The organism is Pseudomonas jessenii (assembly GCF_002236115.1).
Taxonomy (GTDB): Bacteria; Pseudomonadota; Gammaproteobacteria; order Pseudomonadales; family Pseudomonadaceae; genus Aquipseudomonas; species Aquipseudomonas jessenii.
This window is the reverse complement of sequence record NZ_NIWT01000005.1, coordinates 35,425-57,064: the sequence shown is the minus strand read 5'-3', so window position 1 is coordinate 57,064 and position 21,640 is coordinate 35,425. Positions and strand designations below refer to the sequence as shown.

At 59.3% G+C, this 21,640-nt stretch carries 18 protein-coding genes; 3 read left to right on the top strand and 15 right to left on the bottom strand.

Features of this window, described 5'->3' with window-relative positions; all coding sequences use genetic code 11:
- Positions 1-15 precede the first annotated feature (15 nt).
- From rpoD to rpsU, 3 genes are all read right to left on the bottom strand, one after another.
- The gene (gene rpoD, locus PSJE_RS17030; RefSeq protein WP_057713062.1) at positions 16-1,863 is read right to left on the bottom strand and encodes an RNA polymerase sigma factor RpoD; all 1,848 of its coding nucleotides are present in this window, start codon (positions 1,861-1,863) and stop codon (positions 16-18) included.
- Between the two features lie 67 nt (positions 1,864-1,930).
- On the bottom strand, positions 1,931-3,898 hold the full coding sequence (gene dnaG / locus PSJE_RS17025; RefSeq protein ID WP_008051597.1) for a DNA primase: 1,968 nt from the start codon (positions 3,896-3,898) through the stop codon (positions 1,931-1,933).
- 481 nt (positions 3,899-4,379) lie between these two features.
- A complete protein-coding gene (gene rpsU, locus PSJE_RS17020) occupies positions 4,380-4,595 on the bottom strand; it encodes a 30S ribosomal protein S21 (RefSeq protein WP_002551877.1) in 216 nt (71 codons plus the stop codon).
- 199 nt (positions 4,596-4,794) lie between these two features.
- Between rpsU and tsaD the strand changes: the two genes are divergently transcribed.
- Complete coding sequence (tsaD, locus tag PSJE_RS17015; RefSeq protein WP_057713063.1) at positions 4,795-5,820, top strand: tRNA (adenosine(37)-N6)-threonylcarbamoyltransferase complex transferase subunit TsaD; 1,026 nt, start codon at positions 4,795-4,797, stop codon at positions 5,818-5,820.
- Positions 5,821-5,843: 23 nt separating this feature from the next.
- Here tsaD and plsY read toward each other — a convergent pair whose 3' ends face one another.
- Complete coding sequence (plsY, locus tag PSJE_RS17010) at positions 5,844-6,413, bottom strand: glycerol-3-phosphate 1-O-acyltransferase PlsY (protein WP_057713064.1); 570 nt, start codon at positions 6,411-6,413, stop codon at positions 5,844-5,846.
- A 74-nt stretch (positions 6,414-6,487) separates the two neighbouring features.
- Between plsY and folB the strand changes: the two genes are divergently transcribed.
- Both folB and folK read left to right on the top strand, forming a co-directional pair.
- Entirely contained in the window at positions 6,488-6,844 is a 357-nt protein-coding gene (gene folB, locus PSJE_RS17005; RefSeq protein ID WP_008051601.1) for a dihydroneopterin aldolase, read from the top strand.
- Positions 6,835-7,353, top strand: coding sequence for a 2-amino-4-hydroxy-6-hydroxymethyldihydropteridine diphosphokinase (gene folK / locus PSJE_RS17000; protein WP_090451754.1), 519 nt, complete (start codon positions 6,835-6,837; stop codon positions 7,351-7,353). The genes folB and folK overlap by 10 nt, the downstream gene beginning before the upstream one ends.
- A gap of 82 nt (positions 7,354-7,435) precedes the next feature.
- On the opposite strand, the gene PSJE_RS16995 is transcribed toward folK, so the two are convergent.
- The 11 genes from PSJE_RS16995 to PSJE_RS16945 form a co-directional block, all read right to left on the bottom strand.
- The gene (locus PSJE_RS16995) at positions 7,436-8,665 is read right to left on the bottom strand and encodes a multifunctional CCA addition/repair protein (RefSeq protein WP_090451752.1); all 1,230 of its coding nucleotides are present in this window, start codon (positions 8,663-8,665) and stop codon (positions 7,436-7,438) included.
- 63 nt (positions 8,666-8,728) lie between these two features.
- Entirely contained in the window at positions 8,729-10,291 is a 1,563-nt protein-coding gene (locus tag PSJE_RS16990; protein ID WP_057713067.1) for a SpoVR family protein, read from the bottom strand.
- Complete coding sequence (locus PSJE_RS16985; protein WP_090451750.1) at positions 10,288-11,559, bottom strand: YeaH/YhbH family protein; 1,272 nt, start codon at positions 11,557-11,559, stop codon at positions 10,288-10,290. Before PSJE_RS16985 ends, PSJE_RS16990 begins: the two co-directional genes overlap by 4 nt.
- 204 nt (positions 11,560-11,763) lie before the next feature.
- Positions 11,764-13,686, bottom strand: a complete 1,923-nt coding sequence (locus tag PSJE_RS16980; RefSeq protein WP_057713069.1) for a PrkA family serine protein kinase — start codon at positions 13,684-13,686, stop codon at positions 11,764-11,766.
- A gap of 297 nt (positions 13,687-13,983) precedes the next feature.
- A complete protein-coding gene (gene glpE / locus PSJE_RS16975; protein ID WP_008051614.1) occupies positions 13,984-14,313 on the bottom strand; it encodes a thiosulfate sulfurtransferase GlpE in 330 nt (109 codons plus the stop codon).
- 33 nt (positions 14,314-14,346) lie between these two features.
- A complete protein-coding gene (locus PSJE_RS16970; RefSeq protein WP_090451748.1) occupies positions 14,347-15,228 on the bottom strand; it encodes a symmetrical bis(5'-nucleosyl)-tetraphosphatase in 882 nt (293 codons plus the stop codon).
- Entirely contained in the window at positions 15,228-15,608 is a 381-nt protein-coding gene (gene apaG / locus PSJE_RS16965) for a Co2+/Mg2+ efflux protein ApaG (protein ID WP_007980214.1), read from the bottom strand. Before apaG ends, PSJE_RS16970 begins: the two co-directional genes overlap by 1 nt.
- A 115-nt stretch (positions 15,609-15,723) precedes the next feature.
- On the bottom strand, positions 15,724-16,533 hold the full coding sequence (gene rsmA, locus PSJE_RS16960) for a 16S rRNA (adenine(1518)-N(6)/adenine(1519)-N(6))-dimethyltransferase RsmA (protein ID WP_090451746.1): 810 nt from the start codon (positions 16,531-16,533) through the stop codon (positions 15,724-15,726).
- The gene (gene pdxA, locus PSJE_RS16955; protein WP_090451744.1) at positions 16,530-17,519 is read right to left on the bottom strand and encodes a 4-hydroxythreonine-4-phosphate dehydrogenase PdxA; all 990 of its coding nucleotides are present in this window, start codon (positions 17,517-17,519) and stop codon (positions 16,530-16,532) included. Before pdxA ends, rsmA begins: the two co-directional genes overlap by 4 nt.
- Complete coding sequence (surA, locus tag PSJE_RS16950) at positions 17,516-18,832, bottom strand: peptidylprolyl isomerase SurA (RefSeq protein ID WP_139212578.1); 1,317 nt, start codon at positions 18,830-18,832, stop codon at positions 17,516-17,518. The genes pdxA and surA overlap by 4 nt, the downstream gene beginning before the upstream one ends.
- Positions 18,813-21,611 (bottom strand): LPS-assembly protein LptD, encoded by a 2,799-nt coding sequence (locus PSJE_RS16945; RefSeq protein WP_090451741.1) that lies wholly within the window; start codon positions 21,609-21,611, stop codon positions 18,813-18,815. Before PSJE_RS16945 ends, surA begins: the two co-directional genes overlap by 20 nt.
- Positions 21,612-21,640 lie beyond the last annotated feature (29 nt).

The following is a 21,640-nucleotide window of genomic DNA, read 5'->3' as shown; positions in this document are numbered from 1 at the left end:
CCGGGGGTTCTGTGATCACTCGTCGAGGAAGGAGCGCAGATGCTCGCTTCTCGTCGGGTGGCGCAGCTTGCGCAGCGCCTTGGCTTCGATCTGACGAATCCGCTCACGGGTCACGTCGAACTGCTTACCAACCTCCTCAAGGGTGTGGTCGGTATTCATGTCGATACCGAAACGCATGCGCAATACCTTGGCTTCACGGGCAGTGAGGCCGGACAGTACTTCGCGAGTCGCTTCTTTAAGGCTCTCAACGGTTGCAACATCGATTGGCGACTGCATGGTCGAGTCTTCGATGAAGTCACCCAGATGGGAGTCTTCGTCATCACCGATCGGGGTTTCCATGGAGATCGGCTCTTTAGCGATCTTCAATACCTTGCGGATCTTGTCCTCAGGCATTTCCATGCGTTCGCCCAGCTCTTCCGGGGTCGGTTCGCGACCCATTTCCTGCAACATCTGGCGGGAAATGCGGTTGAGCTTGTTGATCGTCTCGATCATGTGCACCGGAATACGGATGGTGCGGGCCTGGTCGGCGATCGAGCGAGTGATCGCCTGACGGATCCACCAGGTGGCATAAGTCGAGAATTTGTAGCCGCGACGGTATTCGAATTTGTCTACCGCTTTCATCAAGCCGATGTTGCCTTCCTGGATCAGATCGAGGAATTGCAGGCCACGGTTGGTGTACTTCTTGGCGATGGAGATCACCAGACGCAAGTTGGCTTCAACCATCTCTTTCTTCGCGCGGCGGGCCTTGGCCTCACCGATCGACATGCGACGGTTGATGTCCTTGATCTCGGCGATGGTCAAACCGGTTTCGGTTTCCAGCGCGGTCAGCTTCTGCTGGCAACGGATGATGTCCGGCTGCAGACGACCAATGGCTTCAGCGTATTTGCCTTTGCCTTTGGCCAGGGCATCACTCCAGCTTTCGTCGACTTCGTTGCCCGGGAACTGGCGCAGGAAGTCGGCACGCGGCATGCGCGCATCACGAACGCAGAGCTGCATGATTGCGCGCTCTTGCTGACGCAGGCGATCCAGGGCACTGCGAACGCGCTCGACCAGGCCTTCGAATTGCTTCGGCACCAGTTTGATCGGCATGAACAGCTCGGCCAGGGCCAACAGCTCGGCAATCGCTGCCTTGTTGTTGCGACCGTGCTTTTTCAGCGCCTTGCGGGTGATTTCCATCTGATCGGCCACAGCGCCAAAACGCTGTGCAGCGATGATCGGATCCGGACCGCTTTCGGCTTCTTCCTCGTCATCGGAGGCTTCACCCTCTTCGTCGTCGGAATCGTCATCCGCCTTGACGGCTTTCGCGTCAATCGGCGGCGGCACTTCTGCCGCAGGCGGCGCGATGCCGTCGTCCGGGTCGATATAACCGCTCAGAACGTCGGACAGGCGACCACCTTCGGTGGTGACGCGGGTGTACTCGGAGAGAATATGATCAACCGTGCCAGGGAAGTGCGCGATTGCGCTCATCACCTCACGGATGCCCTCTTCAATACGCTTGGCGATTTCGATTTCGCCTTCACGCGTGAGGAGCTCCACCGTACCCATTTCGCGCATGTACATGCGCACCGGGTCGGTAGTGCGACCAATGTCGGTCTCGACCGCAGCCAACGCTGCAGCGGCCTCTTCGGCTGCGGCTTCGTCGGTATCGGCGTCGGCCAGCATAAGGGAATCCTTATCTGGCGCAACCTCGAATACGTTGATCCCCATGTCATTGATCATGCGGATGATGTCTTCCACCTGTTCCGGATCTGAAATATCCTCCGGCAGGTGGTCGTTGACCTCCGCGTAAGTCAGGTAGCCCTGCTCACGACCAAGTGTGATCAACTCTTTGATACGAGACTGCTGTTGCGCTTTTCCGGACATAACACCCTATCCACTGAAGGTCTTGGCGGGCAAAAAACAAGCCGAGGATTATACCTGAGCTATGACCTCACGCGCCAGTTGAGGTCGGGTTTGATGCGGAAACATTGCGACTCAAGAGGTCGCGCAGTTGATTTTTCTCTTCGCTGGTCAATTCGCTTTGACGCGCTTTTCGCAGAAGTTGTTCCAGGTTTCGCTCGCGTTGGCGGGCTGACAAGCTAGTAATGGTGTCGAAAAACTGTTGTTCAAGGTTATCTCCATCAATCAGCCATTCCTTTTCCGCCAAGGCCTTGAGCAAGCGGCCTTGTTCTGTGCCGTGCCAACGCGCAATCAGTTGAATTGAGTTTAGCTTGGGATTCTTCTGTACAGCTTCGAGCAGCGCCACCAGCAATTGCGTGTTGGTGTGATCCTCGGCGGCGAAGTGCCCGGCATCCTCGACTTTTTCGGCCAGTTGCGGGTGATGCAGCAACGTGCGCAAGGCGGCGAGGGTTGGCGGTTCTACGGCGGCGGGCACCCGTGGCGCGCGGGGTTGATCACGATCACCGCCCCGTTTGCCATTCTTGTCCCACGGTTTCTTGTCCCATTTCTTGCCTCCTGCACCGGGTTTCTTCGGCGTCCATTCCTGCTGCGGCACATACATTTCCTGTGCCTGCGGCTGATGATAGTCGCTGTAATCGGGCATCGCGTCGTAATCGATGCCCGGGTCGTAGGCCGGCGGTGCTTCTTGCGGGGCGCTTTGTGCCAGCTGACTGACCGCTTCACCGCTCAGGCCGGTGATTTCGCTCAGGCGCTGACGCATCAGGGTGCGCAGGTTGGCGCCCGGGACTTTGTCGATCAACGGCGCGGCGAGGGTGGCCATATGGGCCTTGCCCTCAAGCGAGCGCGGGTCGGCTTCTTCCGTCAGTTGCTGGAAGAAGTAATCGGCCAGTGGCTGCGCGTGCTGGTTGATCCGTGCGCGAAAGGCGTCGGTGCCTTCGGAGCGGACCAGAGTGTCCGGGTCTTCGCCTTCGGGCAGGAACAAAAAACGTGCGCGACGACCGTCCTGCAGGCTCGAAAGTGTCGCCTCCAGCGCCCGCCATGCCGCATTGCGGCCGGCCTGGTCGCCGTCGAAGCAGAACAGCACGCTGGGCACGACGCGAAACAGCCGCTTGAGGTGTTCCTCGCTGGTGGCGGTGCCCAGGGTCGCGACGGCATTGCGCAGGCCTTGCTGGGCCAGGGCAATGACGTCCATGTAGCCCTCGACGACGATGATCTCGTCGAGGTTGCGGTTGGTCTTGCGCGCTTCATACAGGCCGTAGAGTTCCTGGCCTTTATGGAAAACCGGGGTTTCCGGGGAGTTCAGGTATTTCGGCTTGTCGTCGCCCAATACCCGGCCGCCGAAGGCGATGACGCGCCCGCGACTGTCGCGGATCGGAAACATCACGCGGTCGCGGAAGCGGTCGTAGCGTTTACCGCTTTCGGCGTTTTCGATCAGCAGGCCGGCATCGATCATGGCTTTTTGTTGCAGGGTATCGCTGCTCAAGTGCTTGAACAGGTTGTCCCAGCCAGGCGGAGCAAAGCCCAGGCCGAAGTCCCGGGCGATTTCGCCGGTCAGCCCGCGACCTTTCAGGTATTCCACGGCGGCCTTGCGCGATGGGTGGCTTTTGAGAGCCTGGCGATAAAAGTCGGCAGCGGCGCTCAGTAGCGGATACAGCGGCGAATCGGTCGGCTGTCGCGGTTTGTGCGGCCGGCCGCTTTCTTCACGGGGGATTTCCATGCCGGCGGCTTTGGCCAGTTCTTCGACAGCCTGGACGAAATCCAGGTTGTCGTGATCCATGATGAAGCCGAGGGCGTTGCCGCCGGCGCCGCAGCCGAAGCAGTAATAGAACTGCTTGTCGGGGCTGACGCTGAACGATGGAGTCTTTTCCTTGTGGAACGGGCAGCAGGCAGTGTGATTTTTGCCGGCCTTTTTCAATTGCAGGCGCGAGCTGACCACATCGACGATGTCGGTGCGGTTCAGAAGGTCGTCAATGAAGCTCTGGGGAATTAGCCCGGCCATGGCGTTCTCGTCATCTGCGCTGAAAAGGAACCCGAAACGTACGGCGACCGAACGCGGTCATTGTTTGAGGCGCGCAAAGTGTGCGGCTCGACCAGTGTCGTCTGCGTAATCGCTGTCGGGAAGTGTATCTGCCGAAAATCCACTGACGTTAATGCCAATCAGTATTCGACTGTTTGAATGTGTTGCGCTGAATCCGCTGTGGCCAATCATAGGCCCCGGATAGCTCATCATCTGGCACGCAAGCAGGTGCCTTGGGCTGATCGTCGTGAGAGGAATCAGTGGGTGTGCTCGTCAGTAGCCTTGAAAGGCTCGTCAGAAAAGACGTGCACCGCTGGCAAAAGAGCCAGGTCTGACGCGGTGAAGCAGATTTGTCTCGGTCGCGTCTGCGGCTTTGACAGTGAAGCATCAAGCGTTTTACGCAAATGCCATAAGCCCGGCTGAGGGCCGGGCTTGGCAGAAGCTTGCTACGATCGTCTGTGTATTAGTACAGACGAACGGCGCGGCGCTGTTCGCGCTGAACTTTCTTGGCGTGACGCTTAACAGCGGCTGCTGCTTTGCGCTTACGCTCAGAAGTTGGCTTCTCGTAAAATTCGCGGCTACGAACTTCAGCCAGTACACCGGCTTTTTCGCAGGAGCGCTTGAAACGACGCAGAGCTACGTCGAAGGGTTCGTTCTCTTTTACTTTGACGGCTGGCATCCAGAGCTACCTTCATTCATTACCGGGGTCAACATCCTCGCGGCAAAAGAGCACTTGAAGACGTCGGTTTTTAAGGGTTGCGGATGTTAACCCCTCAACGCTCGGAATGCAAAGCCTCTGATCGAAAACCGCTGGTAGGGGCATCACGCGACGACTATTATGCGCGCCTTCGAATTCAGCCTAAACAAGGCGCAAACCCATGCTAGTACTGGGATTAGAAACATCCTGCGACGAAACTGGTGTCGCATTGTATGACAGTGAACGCGGCCTGCTGGCCGACGCGTTGTTCAGTCAGATCGACCTGCACCGTGCCTATGGTGGCGTGGTGCCGGAGCTGGCTTCACGCGATCACGTCAAACGCATGCTGCCCTTGATTCGTCAGGTGTTGGCCGAGGCCGACTGCGTGCCGACCGAGATCGATGCGATCGCCTACACCGCGGGTCCTGGCCTGGTGGGTGCCTTGCTGGTAGGGGCTTCCTGTGCTCAGGCGCTGGCCTTTGCCTGGGGTATTCCGGCCCTTGGCGTGCATCACATGGAAGGCCATTTGCTGGCGCCGATGCTGGAGTCGCAACCGCCGGAATTTCCGTTCGTCGCTTTGTTGGTGTCGGGTGGTCACACGCAACTGGTTCAGGTCGACGGAATCGGTCAGTACACGCTTCTGGGCGAGACCCTGGATGACGCCGCCGGCGAGGCCTTCGACAAGACGGCCAAGATGATGGGGCTCAATTATCCGGGCGGGCCGGAGATCGCTCGCCTTGCAGAACAAGGCGTTGCAGGGCGTTTCGTCTTCCCGCGGCCGATGTGCGACCGTCCGGGCCTGGATTTCAGCTTCAGTGGCCTGAAAACCTTTGCGCTGAACACCTGGCAACAGTGCGTCAACGCCGGGGACGACGGAGAGCAAGCCCGTTGCGACATCGCGCTGGCATTCCAGCAGGCCGTGGTGGAGACTTTGACCATCAAGTGCAAGCGTGCCCTGAAGGCCGCTGGCATGAAGCGCCTGGTGATTGCAGGGGGCGTCAGTGCCAACAAGGCGTTGCGCACTTCCCTGGAGAAAATGCTCGGCGACATGAAGGGCGATGTGTTTTATGCCCGTGCGCAGTTCTGCACCGATAACGGCGCGATGATTGCCTTTGCCGGCTGCCAGCGCTTGCAGGCCGGTCAGCAGGAAAGCCTGGCGATCAGCGTGCAGGCGCGTTGGCCGATGGAGCAGTTGACCGCATTGTGATGAGTGGTGCTCATGTCCGGCGGCTAGAAATGCCGTTCGCGCCCGGCAAACAGGTCGCGTAGATTGCCGCGATGACGCCAGACGATCAGCCCGGTGAGCGTGCTCATGGGCAGCAGGGCGGCCGGTTCTTGCCAGGCCAGCAACGGCAAGGTCAGCGGTGTGGCGATGAGGGCGGCCAGGGAGCTGGTGCGGGTCAGGTAGAACGTCAAGAGCCAGGTGCAGACCGCCAGAAGGGCAGCGGGCGGGTACAGTCCCAGCAACATGCCGGCAGCGGTGGCAACGCCCTTGCCGCCGCGAAAGCGAAAGTACAACGGAAACAGATGGCCGATGACGGCATAGACGCCGATCCAGGCCTGTTCCTGCTGCGAAAGACCCGCAAGACGCGCAATCAGTACCGGCAGCAGGCCTTTGCAAAGGTCCCCGAGCAAGGTCAGGATGGCGAGCTTCTTGCCGGCCAGGCGCAACATGTTGGTGGCACCGGCATTGCCCGAGCCACTCATTCGCGGATCGGGGTTACCGGTCATGCGGCTGAGCAAAATGGCAAAGGACAGAGAGCCGAGCAGGTAGGCGAGGATCGCCAATAACCAAAACATGCTAACTATTCCGGGCGAGGAAGCCCTGATTCTAACGGCGCATTGCGCCCTTGTCGTGTAGCGGAGAGAAGTGCTTGGACAGAGTGTTTATCGAGGGCCTGGAAGTCGACACGGTGATTGGTGCCTACGACTGGGAGCGAGGCATCCGACAGTGCTTGCGTCTTGACCTGAGTTTCGCCTGGGATAATCGCCCGGCCGCAGCCGGTGATGACCTGACCCTGGCGCTCGACTACGCCAGTGTTTCCTCGCGCATCCAGGCGTTTGCCGAGCAGGCGCAATTCCAGTTGGTGGAAACCTTTGCCGAGCGCCTGGTTGAAGTGCTGATGAGCGAATTCAAGATCACCTGGATGCGCCTTAAGTTGACCAAGCCCGGGGCCGTCCCGGCTGCCACCGGCGGTGTGGGCGTGGAGATCGAGCGCGGATGTCGCTGACTCAGGTGTACCTCGGGCTCGGTAGCAATATCGAGCGTGAAACCCATTTGCGGGCGGGACTCGATGCTCTGGCGGCATTCCTTGTCGATATCCGCTGTTCGGCGGTGTTCGAAAGCCAGCCGGTGGGCATCAAGAGCGGGCCGTTCTTCAATTTAGTGGTGTCGGCGTATACCGATCTGCCGCTGATGGAACTTGATCGTCGATTGAAGTTCATTGAGGCGGATAACGGTCGTTACGCACCGGATCGCCGAGGTTTGCCGCTGGATATCGACGTATTGTTGTTCGGTGACCTGGTGGGCAATTTCGATGGCTTGATCTTGCCGCGGGCAGAAATTCTGAAAAATGCGTTCGTTCTGTGGCCGTTGTCGTTGATAGCGCCGGATCGCGTGCACCCGGGCGCAGGCAAGAGTTTTGCGACTTTGTGGGCTGAAGCGCAGATCGATCAGGTGTTGGCGCCAGTAGCGTTCGAATGGTGCGGTGAACAGCTGACACCTTCAGATTTGTTGTGACCTTACTGACGCCTTCGCGAGCAAGCCCGCACCCACAGGTACGATGCAATTTCTGTGGGAGCGGGCTTGCTCGCGAAGCTTTTCAGACAGACGTCGCCTCTTTGTAAGCCTTCAACGCCTTGAGCCGCTCGCGCTTGATCTCCTCCCCCAACTCCGGCCCCTTGAAGCCTTTCTCCAGCAACGGCTGAACCGCCACGCTACGCGCCGCAGTTGCCGCGCCGCGCAAGTAATCTGCCTGTGGGTAACTTCTTTCTTCCAGCCCTTTGCGCCCACGCGCATCCATCTCGCATGCGGTGATGAACTCCTCGAACCGCTGTGGCCGACGGTAAATGTCGAAGCTTTGCAACAATTCCAGCAATGTCGATGGCTTCAGCTCAAGGGCGCGATGCCCATGGGTGTGGTACTCGCCCACCAGCAGCGCCAGTTCCTGGCAGTCCCTCGGCACCTTGAAGCGTTCATTGACCGCTTTGATCAGCTTCAGGCCCTTGAACTCGTGGGCAATGTGTCGCGGCCATTCATCCTCTGGCGTCAGTCCCTTGCCCAGGTCGTGCAGCAGGCACGCCCAGCGCACGGTGAGTGGTTGTTTGTGTAGTGCGGCTTGCTGCAACACGCTCAGGGTATGTGCGCCTGTATCGATTTCCGGGTGATGGGCGGGTGGTTGCGGTATGCCAAACAGCGCGTCGACCTCGGGCATCAGAACCTTGAGTGCGCCGCATGCGCGCAGAACCTCAACAAATACCTGTGGTTGATCCTCCAACAGGGCGCGGGAAATTTCCTTCCAGCTGCGCTCAGGGGTCAGCGCTTCAAGTTCACCTGACTCGCTGAGTTGGTGCATCAGCGCCAGGGTTTCCGGGGCAACGGTAAAACCCAGCGTCGCGTAGCGCGCTGCGAAGCGGGCAACACGCAGGACCCGGAGTGGATCTTCGGCAAATGCCGGGGAAACATGGCGAAGCAGGCGCGCTTCAAGATCGCGCTGGCCGTGGTACGGGTCGGTCAGGTTCTGCTGATCGTCCTCGGCCATGGCATTGATGGTCAGGTCGCGGCGGATCAGGTCTTCTTCGAGGGTGACTTCAGGGCTGGCGTGAAAAGTGAACCCGCCGTAACCGCGTCCGCTTTTGCGCTCGGTGCGGGCGAGGGCGTATTCCTCACCGCTTTTGGGGTGAAGGAACACCGGGAAGTCCGCGCCCACCGGGCGAAAGCCCTTGGCGAGCATTTCTTCGGTGGTAGCGCCGACCACAACCCAGTCGATATCGGTAACCGGTTTGCCCAGCAGGCGATCACGTACCGCACCGCCGACTTTATAAATACGCATAAAAAACCTCCGTTAGCTCGACAGGATAACCGTTGCATCGAGCTTTCGGAGGCACAAACCGGATCAAAGATGGATGACGGCCAGGTCCAGGCGGCCGTAATCACCTTCGCTGTGCTCGCTTCTGGGCGGCACATGGTGGGTTTTCATGACCTGATCGCCTTGCAGGGTTTCCAGGTGAATGTCGAAGCCCCAGAGGCGGTGCAGGTGTTTGAGCACTTCTTCGGTCGAGTCCCCCAGCGGTTTGCGGTCGTGCTGTTGGTGACGCAGGGTCAGGGAGCGGTCACCTCGACGGTCGATGCTGTAGATCTGCACGTTGGGCTCGCGATTGCCCAGGTTGTACTGTGCCGCGAGGGTTTCCCTGATGATGCGGTAGCCACCTTCGTCGTGAATGGCGGGCACCAGCAGGTCGTCCTTCTGGTCGTCATCGAGAATGCTGAACAGCTTCAGGTCGCGGATCACCTTGGGCGACAAGTACTGCAGGATGAAGCTCTCATCCTTGAAACTGCTCATGGCGAACTTGATGGCTGCCAGCCAGTCGGTACCGGCAATGTCAGGGAACCAGCGGCGATCTTCTTCCGTAGGCTCTTCGCACATGCGGCGGATGTCGCGGTACATGGCAAACCCCAGGGCGTAGGGGTTGATGCCACTGTAGTAGGGGCTATCGAAACCAGGCTGGAACACCACGCTGGTGTGGGACGTCAGGAACTCCATCATGAAGCCGTCGGTGACCAGGCCTTCGTCGTACAGGTCGTTCATCAGTGTGTAGTGCCAGAACGTGGCCCAACCCTCGTTCATGACCTGGGTCTGACGCTGTGGATAAAAATACTGGGCGATCTTGCGCACGATACGCACGATTTCCCGCTGCCATGGCTCCAGCAGCGGCGCATGTTTTTCGATGAAGTACAGGATGTTTTCCTGGGGTTCGGCGGGGAAGCGTGCGTTGTCCTTGTCGCTGTACTTGTCCGCGCCCTTGGGAATGGTGCGCCACAAATCGTTGATCTGTTTCTGTAAATGTTCTTCCCGGTCCTTTTGCCGGCGACGTTCTTCCTCCGCGGAGATCGGATAAGGGCGTTTGTAACGATCGACACCATAGTTCATCAGCGCATGGCAGGAGTCGAGCAGATCCTCGACAGCGTCGATACCGTGGCGTTCTTCGCACTGCATGATGTACTGCTTGGCAAACACCAGGTAATCGATGATCGAACTGGCGTCGGTCCAGGTGCGGAACAGGTAATTGCCTTTGAAAAAGCTGTTGTGCCCGTAGCAGGCATGGGCCACCACCAGCGCCTGCATGCAGATGGTGTTTTCTTCCATCAGGTAGGCGATGCATGGGTCGGAGTTGATCACGATCTCGTACGCCAGCCCCATCTGGCCGCGGGTGTAGGACTTTTCAGTGCTGAGGAAGTGCTTGCCATAGGACCAGTGGTGATAACCCAGCGGCATACCGACCGAGGCGTAGGCGTCCATCATCTGTTCGGCGGTGATCACTTCGATCTGGTTGGGATACGTATCGAGTGCGTAACCGGCCGCAATACGACTGATTTCGCGGTCGTAGGCCTGGATCAGCTCGAACGTCCATTCGGAGCCGGTGGAAATGGGTTGGCGTTTCTGCTCTTTGGCGGTCATGTCACTAACCTGCGCTGGAAGAGTTCACGGAAGACCGGATAGATATCCCCGGCCGAGACCAGTTGTTGCTGGGCAAATGTATCGGAAAAGGCTTCGGCGATGCGCTCGTACTCGAACCACAGGGCCTGGTGTTCGCGCGGGGTGATCTCAACGTAAGTGTAGTACTGCACGAATGGCATGATCTGGTTGATCAGGATGTCGCGGCAGATCGGAGAGTCGTCGTTCCAGTTGTCACCATCTGAGGCCTGGGCGGCGTAGATGTTCCACTCGTTGCTCGGATAACGCTCGGCCATGATCTCCTGCATCAGTTTCAAGGCGCTGGAGACGATGGTGCCGCCGGTTTCCCGGGAGTAGAAAAACTCCTCTTCATCCACTTCGCGGGCGCTGGTGTGGTGGCGGATGAACACGACGTCGATCTTGTCGTAGTTACGCTTGAGAAACAGATACAGCAGGATAAAGAAGCGCTTGGCGATGTCCTTGGTCGCCTGGGTCATCGAGCCGGACACGTCCATCAGGCAGAACATCACGGCCTTGGAACTGGGGTTGGGCTGTTTGATGAGCAGGTTGTACTTGAGGTCGAATGTGTCGAGAAACGGTATACGGTGAATGCGTGCGCTGAGTTTTTCGATTTCTGCTTCGATTTCCTGAATATCGCCGAAGTTGTCCGGTTCTTCTTGCTTGATTCGCAGAAGTTCTTCCTTGGCTTCACGCAGTTTTGCGCGGCTGCTGCCGGACAGGGCGATCCGCCGGGCGTGGGCTGAGCGCAGGGTGCGGATGATGTTGATCCGCGACGGGTTGCCCTCGTTGCTGATCCCGGCGCGCACGGTCTTGAAGGTGTCGGTGCCGGTCAGGTTGCGTTTGACCAGGTTGGGCAGTTCGAGGTCCTCGAACATGAACTCGAGGAACTCTTCCTGGGTAATCTGGAAGACGAATTCGTCCATCCCCTCGCCGGAATTGCCCGCCTTGCCGGGGCCTCGGCCGCCACCGCCTCCCGGTGGCCGGGCGATATGTTCGCCGCTGGTGAATTCCTTGTTGCCCGGGTGCACGACCGTCTGCTTGCCACCGCGACCGTGATGAAGCACCGGCTCGTCGATGTCGCGGCCGGGAATGCTGATTTGTTCGCCGTGTTCCATATCGGTAATGGAGCGCCGGCTGACCGCCTCTTCGACAGCCTTCTTGATGTGATCACGGTAGCGCCGCAGAAAACGCTGGCGGTTCACCGTGCTCTTGTTCTTGCCATTGAGACGTCGGTCGATCACATAGCTCATGACTGCTCCTTAGAAGCTGTCCTGAAAGGGGCGAGCGGTTATGCAGCATCGGACCGGTGCCAAGGGATGTTCACGCTCCCCCAAGCGCTTTTGGATGCTGCCTGTACCTCGCTACCGACTTTCGAACACCTTCCAGAGGTCTGTGTAACAGAAAACGCGTACACAGGCCTCTGGCTGACGACAACCGGTCTGACCGGCAGCGGGTTACTGTGATTTTCTGACCCGCAGGTACCACTCGGACAGCAGTCGTACCTGTTTGTCGGTGTAGCCCCGCTCGACCATCCGTGTGACGAAGTCGTTGTGTTTCTGTTGGTCCTCTTTGCTGGCCTTGGCATTGAAGCTGATGACTGGCAGCAGGTCCTCGGTGTTGGAGAACATTTTCTTCTCGATGACCACCCGCAGTTTTTCGTAGCTGAGCCAGGTCGGGTTCTTGCCGTTGTTGTTGGCCCGGGCGCGCAGTACGAAGTTGACGATTTCGTTGCGGAAATCCTTCGGATTGCTGATGCCGGCCGGTTTTTCGATTTTCTCCAGTTCTTCGTTCAACGCTACGCGGTTGAGGATCTCGCCGGTTTCCGGGTCGCGGTATTCCTGGTCCTGGATCCAGAAGTCGGCGTACAGCACATAACGATCGAAGATGTTCTGGCCGTACTCGCTGTAGGACTCGAGGTAGGCGGTCTGGATCTCCTTGCCGATGAATTCGATGTAGCGCGGTGCCAGGTACTCCTTGAGGAAGCGCAGATAGCGTTCGCGGGTCTCGGCCTGGAACTGTTCCTGCTCGATCTGTTGTTCAAGCACGTAGAGCAGGTGCACCGGGTTGGCGGCAATTTCGTGCGGGTCGAAGTTGAACACTTTCGACAGGATCTTGAACGCGAAGCGGGTCGACAGACCGTTCATGCCTTCGTCGACGCCCGCATTGTCGCGGTATTCCTGGATCGACTTGGCTTTCGGATCGGTGTCCTTTAGGTTCTCGCCGTCGTACACGCGCATCTTCGAGTAGATGTTGGAGTTTTCCGGCTCCTTGAGGCGCGAGAGCACGGTGAACTGGGCCAGCATCTTCAGGGTGTCGGGCGCGCAATGGGCCTTGGCCAGCGAGCTGTTGAACAAGAGCTTGTCGTAGATCTTCACTTCGTCGCTGACCCGCAGGCAGTACGGGACTTTGACGATGTAGATCCGGTCGATGAAGGCTTCGTTGTTCTTGTTGTTGCGGAAGGTGTGCCACTCCGATTCGTTGGAGTGCGCCAGCAGGATCCCGGTGAACGGAATCGCGCCGAGGCCTTCGGTACTGTTGTAGTTGCCTTCCTGGGTGGCGGTCAGCAGTGGGTGCAGCACCTTGATCGGTGCCTTGAACATTTCGACGAATTCCATCAGGCCCTGGTTGGCCCGGCACAGGGCGCCCGAGTAGCTGTAGGCGTCGGCGTCGTTTTGCGGGAACTCCTCCAGTTTGCGGATATCGACCTTGCCCACCAGCGCCGAGATGTCCTGGTTGTTTTCGTCGCCAGGTTCGGTCTTGGCCACAGCGACCTGGTTGAGGATCGACGGGTAGAGTTTGACCACGCGGAACTGACTGATGTCGCCACCGAATTCGGCCAGGCGTTTGGTCGCCCATGGCGACATGATGGTGTTGAGGTAGCGCCGTGGAATGCCAAAGTCTTCCTCGAGGATCGCGCCATCTTCGGTGGCGTTGAAAAGACCCAGGGGCGACTCGAAAACCGGCGAGCCCTTGATTGCATAGAAGGGCACTTTTTCTATCAGTTGCTTGAGCTTCTCGGCCAGGGACGATTTACCGCCACCGACAGGGCCGAGCAGGTACAGGATCTGTTTCTTCTCTTCCAGGCCCTGAGCGGCATGGCGGAAATACGACACGATCTGGTCGATGCATTCTTCCATCCCGTGGAAGTCTTCAAAGGCCGGATAGCGGCGGATGACCTTGTTGGAGAAGATGCGCGACAGTCTCGAGTTGGTCGAGGTGTCGAGCAGTTCCGGTTCACCGATGGCCAGCAATAGACGCTCGGCGGCGGAGGCGTAGGCGCTGCGGTCCTGTTTGCACAGCTCAAGATACTCTTGCAGAGAGAGTTCTTCCTGGCGTGTGGACTCGAAGCGTTGTTGGAAGTGGCTAAAGATACTCATGACGTCACCTCGCTCGATACGTGGAGCCGACGCCGGATCACTCAGTCGATGCTGGCAGCAACCGAACAGGCGATTGCTGTTTACCCCCCAGAACTCTCCCGGAGCTGACTACTCCGAAAGCTACTCCCGATGACCCGTGCGCCGGTGTACCGGCTCTCCCCTGTTTTGGATGGCCTGGGCTTAAGGATAGTTGGGAATTCGGGAGGTAAAGGCGAGATACGTAATTAGTTGTGGCAGACCGTTCGTCTGCCACCGCGCTAGCCCGCGGGAGCCGGGGCCTGCAACGTTACAAAAAAATTATTCAGTGGTGCCTTGCGCCGTTTCCGCAGGATACGTCGTACGCCACAACTCGAATCCGCCATCCATGCTGTAGACGTCGGAGAAGCCCTGGCTGATCAGGTAAGCGGCCGCGCCCTGGCTGGAATTGCCGTGATAGCAGACCACCACGGTCGGTGCATCGAGGTCGGCACCCTGGATGAAAGCGTGCAGGGAATGGTTGTCCAGATGCTTGGAGCCTGCGATGTGCAGGGCGGCAAAAGTGGCCGGGTCGCGGACGTCGACCACTACTGCGCCTTGTTCGCGCAGGGCTTGGGCCTGTTCCGGGGGAATACGTTTGAATTCGCTCATGGCGGGCTCCTGTGGCTCGGCTGAATGGGCAGTCTAGCGCGGGGCGCTGGCTGGTGATGTTTGGGGAATGGATGAGGCGACTGGCGGCACGGCATGGCCGTGTTCGTCGCATTTGCAGGACAGGCGCTCAAGGCTGTCGACGTTCATCAGGGTCAGGGCGCCGCCCCAGACACAGCCTGTATCGAGCGCCGAAATACCCGGCTCTTCGACGTTGCCTTCCAGTGCTGCCCAGTGACCGAAAATGATTTTCAGATTCTTGGTCTTGCGTTCCTTGTGCTGGAACCAGGGTTTGTAGCCAGGTGGTGCGGTATCGAGGCCTTCCTTGCTCTTGAGGTCGAGTTTGCCTTCGGCGGTGCAGAAACGCATGCGGGTGAAATAGTTGGTGATCACCCGCAGGCGCGTCACGCCTTTGAGGTCGTTGTCCCATTTCGCCGGATCGTTGCCGTACATGCCATCGAGGTAGGGTGGCAACAGGTTGTCGTCACGCAAGGCAGCCTCGACTTCGGCGGCACACTTCAAGGCCTTGCGCAGCGACCACTGCGGTGGAATGCCGGCATGGACCAGTGCAAGGTTGCGCTGTTCGTCGTAGTGCATGAGTTTTTGCTGGCGCAGCCATTCGAGCAGTTCAGCGCTATCGGGCGCTTCAATGATCTCGCGCAGGGTGTCGGCCTTCTTCAGGCGTTCGATATTGCGTCCGGCCGCCAGCAAGTGCAGGTCATGGTTGCCGAGCACGCACACCAGCGATTCGCGAATGCTGTAGAGGAAGCGCAAGGTTTCCAGCGACTGCGGGCCGCGGTTGACCAGGTCGCCCACCAGCCACAGACGATCGCGTTTCGGGTCGAACGCCACTTGTTTGAGCAGGCATTGCAGGGCCTGAAGACAGCCTTGCAGGTCACCGACAGCGTACGTTGCCATCAGTGCAGGGCTCCAGGCACCGCCAGGCGGAAGGGCGCGATGATGGCATCGAAATGTTTACCGTCGTCGGACAGCATCTGATAGGTGCCTTGCATGGTGCCGACCTTGGTGGTCATGACCGTGCCGCTGCTGTAGGTGTGGCTCTTGCCGGGGTCGATCAACGGTTGCTGGCCGACTACGCCTGCGCCGCGCACTTCTTCGACATGCCCGTCACCATCGGTGATGACCCAGTGCCGTGAAAGCAGTTTGGCGGGCATTTCACCGTTGTTTTGCACGGTGATGGTGTAGGCGAAGGCAAAGCGGTCGTGCTCGGGTTGCGATTGTTCTGCCAGATAGCGGGTGACGACGCTGACGTCGACCTGATAGCGAGGATCGGACATGCAAAGGGCCTTAAAAACGAAGCGGGACGCGGGGCGTAGCTGTTGGGGTTCAGTCTAGGCCAAGTATCGGGTAGTAGACCAGAGTGGCGTCCTACCCGATAGCGCTCATCGCCTGTCAGTCAGCGGTAGGCTTTTGTTCGCTGAGCTTGTCGGCCAGGCGCACGAACGCGGCCAGGTCGAGTTGCTCGGGACGCAGGCTGCCATCGACGCCGGCTGCTTCGATTTCGGCATTGCTCAGCAGCAGCTTGAGAGTGTTGCGCAGGGTTTTGCGGCGCTGGTTGAAAGCTTCGCGCACGACGCGTTCCAGCAGGCGGTGATCCTTGGCCGGGTGTGGCAGTACCGCGTGGGGTACCAGGCGCACGATGGCCGAATCGACTTTCGGCGGCGGGTTGAACGCGCCCGGGCCGACGTTGAACAGGTGCTCGACCCGGCAGTGGTACTGAACCATGATCGACAAGCGACCCCAGTCGCCACCACCAGGGCCGGCAGCCAGGCGCTCGACCACTTCCTTTTGCAGCATGAAGTGCATATCGCGAATCAGGTGCGAGTTGTGCAGCAGGTGAAAAATCAGCGGCGTGGAGATGTTGTACGGCAGGTTGCCGACCACGCGCAGGCTGCCAGGCACGGCATTGAGGCTGTTGAAGTCGAACTTCAGCGCATCGCCCTGATGCAGGTTGAAGTTGCTCTTGCCGGCAAACTGCTGGTTGAGAATCGGGATCAGGTCCTTGTCCAGCTCCACCACGTCGAGTTGCGCGCCGCTGCTGAGCAGGCCTTGGGTCAGTGCGCCCTGGCCCGGGCCGATTTCCAGCAGGCGGTCTTCTGCCTTGGCATGAATGGAGCGCAGGATGCGGTCGATAACGCCGGCATCGTGCAGGAAGTTCTGGCCAAAGCGTTTGCGCGCCTTGTGTTGGTATTGCTCGGTCATAAACGGGTCTCGGCCATCTGGTAGGCGGTTTCCAGGGCGACTTGCAGGCTGCCGGTGTCGATCTTGCCACTGCCGGCCAGGTCCAGGGCGGTGCCGTGGTCGACCGATGTGCGGATGATCGGCAAGCCGAGGGTCACGTTGACTGCCGCGCCGAAGCCTTTGTACTTCAGCACCGGCAGGCCCTGGTCGTGGTACATCGCCAGCACCGCATCGCAGTGCTCCAGATATTTGGGGGTAAACAGAGTGTCGGCGGGCAGGGGGCCTCGAAGGTCCATGCCCTCGCCGCGCAGGCGCTCTAATGTGGGTTCGATGATATCGATTTCTTCATGGCCCAGGTGTCCGCCTTCGCCGGCATGGGGGTTGAGCCCGCAAACCAGGATGCGTGGCCGGGCGATGCCGAACTTGTTTTGCAGGTCGGCGTGCAGGATTCGCGTGACGCGCTCCAGACGCTCCGGCGTGATTGCATCGGCAATCTCGCGAAGGGGCAGGTGAGTGGTCACCAGGGCTACGCGCAAGCCGCGCGTGGCCAGCATCATCACCACTTGCGCGGTGTGGGTCAGGTCGGCGAGGAATTCCGTATGCCCGGAAAAGGCGATGCCGGATTCGTTGATCACGCCTTTGTGCACCGGCGCGGTAATCATGCCGGCGAAATCTCCGCTCAGGCAGCCTTGGCCGGCGCGGGTCAGGGTTTCCAGTACGAAGGCAGCGTTGGCCTTGTCCAGTTGCCCGGCGACGACCTTGGCGTTGAGCGGTGTATCCCAGACATACAGGCTGTTGGCTGGCGCGGGTACATCCGGCCAGCTGTCCGGTGTGACCGGCAGCAAATCGATAGCCACACCCAGTTGCGCGGCCCGCTCAATGAGCAGGTCGCGGCTGGTAATGGCAATCAGGGGGTGAGGCTGGGCTTGCGAGGCGAGCAGCAGGCACAGGTCGGGACCTATGCCGGCCGGTTCGCCGGGTGTCAGCGCGAAACGTTGGGGTTTCACTGCGCTGCCTGGTCGGCGCCAGGGAGTTTGATTTCCACGTACGCTTCGTCACGGATCTGACGCAGCCAGGTTTGCAGCTCTTCGTCGTATTTGCGGTTACGCAAAACGGTCATTGCTTGCTGCTCGCGAGCCTGTGTGGTGCTGTCGGTGGCGCGACGGCCAAGGACTTCCAGGACATGCCAGCCGTATTGAGTCTGGAACGGCTTGGACAGCTGACCTTGCGGGGTACTGGCCATCACTTCGCGGAACTCGGGCACCAGTGCGTTCGGGTCGATCCAGTTCAGATCGCCGCCGTTGAGGGCGGAACCCGGGTCTTCCGAGTAGCTTTTCGCCAGCTCGCCGAAGTCTTCGCCAGCCTCGATACGGCTGTAGAGCGAGTCAGCCAGGGCCTTGGTTTTTGCTTCGTCGCGGATCGGGCTCGGTTTGACCAGGATGTGGCGCACATGCACTTCATCGCGCATCTGGGTCTGGCCGCCACGCTTTTCGAGGATCTTCAGGATGATGAAGCCGCCCGGGGTGCGCATTGGCTGGGTGACATCGCCCACCGGCATGGTGCTCAGCAGGCGATCGAACGGCGGCGGCAATTGAGCGGCTTTACGCCAGCCCATGTCACCACCTTCCAGTGCGGTTTCGCTGGCGGACTTGGCGATCGCCAACTGACTGAAGTCAGCGCCTTGTTTGAGCTGCTGGTAAATCGCATCGGCCTGCTTGGCTGCACTCTGAATCGCGTCGGAGTTGGCGCTTTCCGGCGTAGGAATCAGGATGTTGGCCAGGTGGAACTCTTCAGACAGCTGCATTTTGCCCAGGTCCGACGCCAGGAAGTTCTTCACTTCCTGCTCGGAGACCTGAATGCGTTCGGCAACCCGACGCTGGCGTACACGGCTGATGACCATTTCGCGGCGAATCTGCTCACGTGCGTCGTCGTAGGACAGGCCGTCGCGAGTCAGGGCGGCGCGGAACTGCTCGACCGACATGTTGTTGCGCTGGGCAATGGTGCCGACAGCCTGGTTCAACTCTTCATCGGTAATGCGGATGCCGGAACGCTCGCCGATCTGCAATTGCAGGTTTTCGACGATCAGGCGCTCAAGTACCTGCTGCTCCAGCACGCTGGCCGGCGGCACGGCAGAGCCACGCTTGGCAATGGTTTGCTGAACTTCATGAACCCGTTGGTCCAGTTGGCTCTGCATGACCACGTCGTTGTCGACGATGGCCACCACTTTATCGATGGACTGTACGGCGGCGCTCGCCGCCGTACTCAGGAACAGCGCGCCCAGCATCAGCGGGCGCAGACAATCAGAAAGCTTGGTCTTCACGTTCACGATAACCTTGAATGCCTTTGTCGAGGAAGCTCTCTACCTTGGCGCCAGTCAGGCCGCCGAGTCCCTTCAGAACAATTTGGAGGAAGACGCCATGGTCGCCTTTTTCGTTTTGCGGTGCTTCCTGACTGAACTCGTCATAAGCGACCCAGTAACGGTTGATCAGGCGCAGTTTCCAGCAGCAGTTGTCGTACTCGAAGCCACCGAAGGCTTCCAGGGTACGGTTGCGGTTGTAGTCATACTGCCAACGGCTGATGGCGTTCCATTGCGGCACGATCGGCCAGATCACCGAGAAGTCGTGCTGTTTGATCTTGTAGTAATCCTTCACGTAGCCAGGCTGGCCAGGGGTGCCGTAGTCACCGCCACCAACGCTCCATTGACCGGTGTTCTGGTCGTAACGGACCTGGTCATTGCGATAGCGATAGCCGGCGTTGATGACCTTGTTCGGGTTGTCTTCAGGCTGGTAATGGAACATCGCGCTGCCCGAGCGAGGGCTGCGGCTGTCCGGGTCCCAGTTGTAATCGGCCGTGGTGCGCCAGTCGCGGTTCCAGCGATATTCGTATTCCAGGGCGTAAGGCGACACGTTGGCTTGCGTATCCTGGCGGGTTTTTGCATCGATACCCGGCAACTGAACTTCGCGGTCCTTGAAGTACAAGGCCTGGCCGACGCTGAGGCGTTGACGTTCGAAGCCATTGTCTTCGATCCAGCGGCTGGTCACACCCAGGGACAGTTTGTTCTCGTCGCCGACACGGTCGGAGCCGGAGAAGCGGTTGTCACGGAACAGCGACGCATAGTTGAAGGTGTATTCGCTGGTATCGAATATCGGGATGTCTTCCTGGTCGACCTCAGGCACGTACAGGTAGAACAGGCGCGGCTCGAGGGTCTGGCGGTAGTTCTTGCCGAAATACTGGGTATTGCGATCGAAGTACAGGCCGCTGTCGATGCTGGCGATCGGTACGCCGCGGTTCTGGTTGCTGTCGAATGTTCCCAGGAGCCTGTCCTGTTCTGCGGTCTGATTCGCAATCTGACCTTTGCCGGTGCTGTCCAGGTCCAGTTGATACTGGGTGTACTGGTACTTGAGCTTCGGTGTCAGGAAGCCGTAGGTCGTGTTCATCGGCAGGCTGATGGCGGGCGCGAGGTTCAGGCGGTCGCCATTGGCGCGAGCCAGACCTTGAACGTTGTTATCAAGACGGGGAGAGCCGACACCGTCTTCGTCAAAATATGTTCCGCTCTGCAGATCCCGGTCAAACCGTACGAGTTCGGTGTTGTACGTGAAGTCCAGGCCTTCCGGATGATAAGGCAGCATGCCGTCGAGGGTGAGCTGCGGCAGGCGATCGTACGGCGTAATGTTCGACACGCTCGCCAGTTCGTATGCCTGGGCGTTCACGCGAGCGGAATAGCTGTCGCCACGATAGGTGACGGAACCCTGCTGGTTCACGTAGTCGTTGTTTTTGATGCCAATCTGGTCGGTCTGCAGATCCTGGAAGTAATACGGATCGCTGATCTTGGTGTAGTCGACTTGCGTGAGTACTCGCGAGTCGAGACCACCCTTGTGCTGCCAGTTGTACATGTAGCGGGTTTTTTCGGCGTCGCTCTGCTTGTCGCGTTCGTCGCTTTCGTCGTTGAGGTACGCCGCGCCGAACTGGCCTTCGCTGGACTTGGTCAGGTAGCGGAATTCGCCTTCCATCAACAAGCCGTGCTTTTCCATGTAGCGTGGGTACAACGTGGCATCGTAGTTCGGCGCCAGGTTGAAGTAGTACGGGGTGACCAGCATGAAGCCGGTATCGCTGCCGGTGCCGATGGTTGGCGGCAGGAAGCCCGACTGGCGACGGTCGTCGATCGGGAAGTAGATGTACGGCGTGTACAGGACCGGAATGTCCTTGACTCGCAGCGTCACGTTGGTCGCCGTACCGAAACCGGTGGCCGGGTTCAGGGTGATGTTGTTGCCCTTGAGCTGCCAGGCGTTGCTGTTCGGTTCGCACGTGGTGTACGTACCATCCTTGAGCCGGATGATCGCGTTCTCGGCACGTTTGGCGTACAGCGCATTACCGCGGATGCGGGATTTGTGCATCACGTATTCGGCGTTGTCGACCTTGGCTTCACCGGTGTCGAGCTGCACGTCGGCGTGGTCGCCGACGATCAGGGCACCGTTGTCGCGAATGCGCACGTTGCCGTTCAGTTCGCCACGGCTTTCGGCCTGATACAGGTTGGCTTCGTCGGCTTCGACCTGCATGCTGCCCTGACGCATGACAACGTCGCCGGCCAGGGTCGCAACTTGCTCATCCTGCTTATAGCGGGAGGCTTTTGCGCCGATAAAGGTTGGAGCGTCACTTTTATCCGTCTTGTCATCCATGCCAGGACGAATCGGTTCGATATAGGAACCGGAGCAATAAGGACCGGTTTCGGCCAATTGTGCGGCGGTAAGCTGCTCGCGGGGAACCCAGTCGAGGTGACTGTAGTCTGCGCTACGCGACTTCAGGCCACGGCCTTTGGATTCGGTGACCAGCACCGGCTTGGCGCCGGCGTCTTCGCTGGAACCGTTTTCGGCCGGGGCTTCGCCGGTGGCGGAAACTGCGCTGCCGTCATGGACGGGACGCGGTGGCAATGCAGCCGCTGGCGTCTTTGGCGCACAGTCCCAGGAGCCCGAAGCAGAGACTGAGCAGTCAAACTGTTCCGCGGCGACCACGTAGGAAGTGGCAAGGGGTTGCAGCGCCAGCAAACTGCCGGTAACCAACAACGGAAATTTTTTACGAAACGCGGGGGATTTCAATGCCATCTTATTAGTCCGGGCTTCCTGCGTGCCAT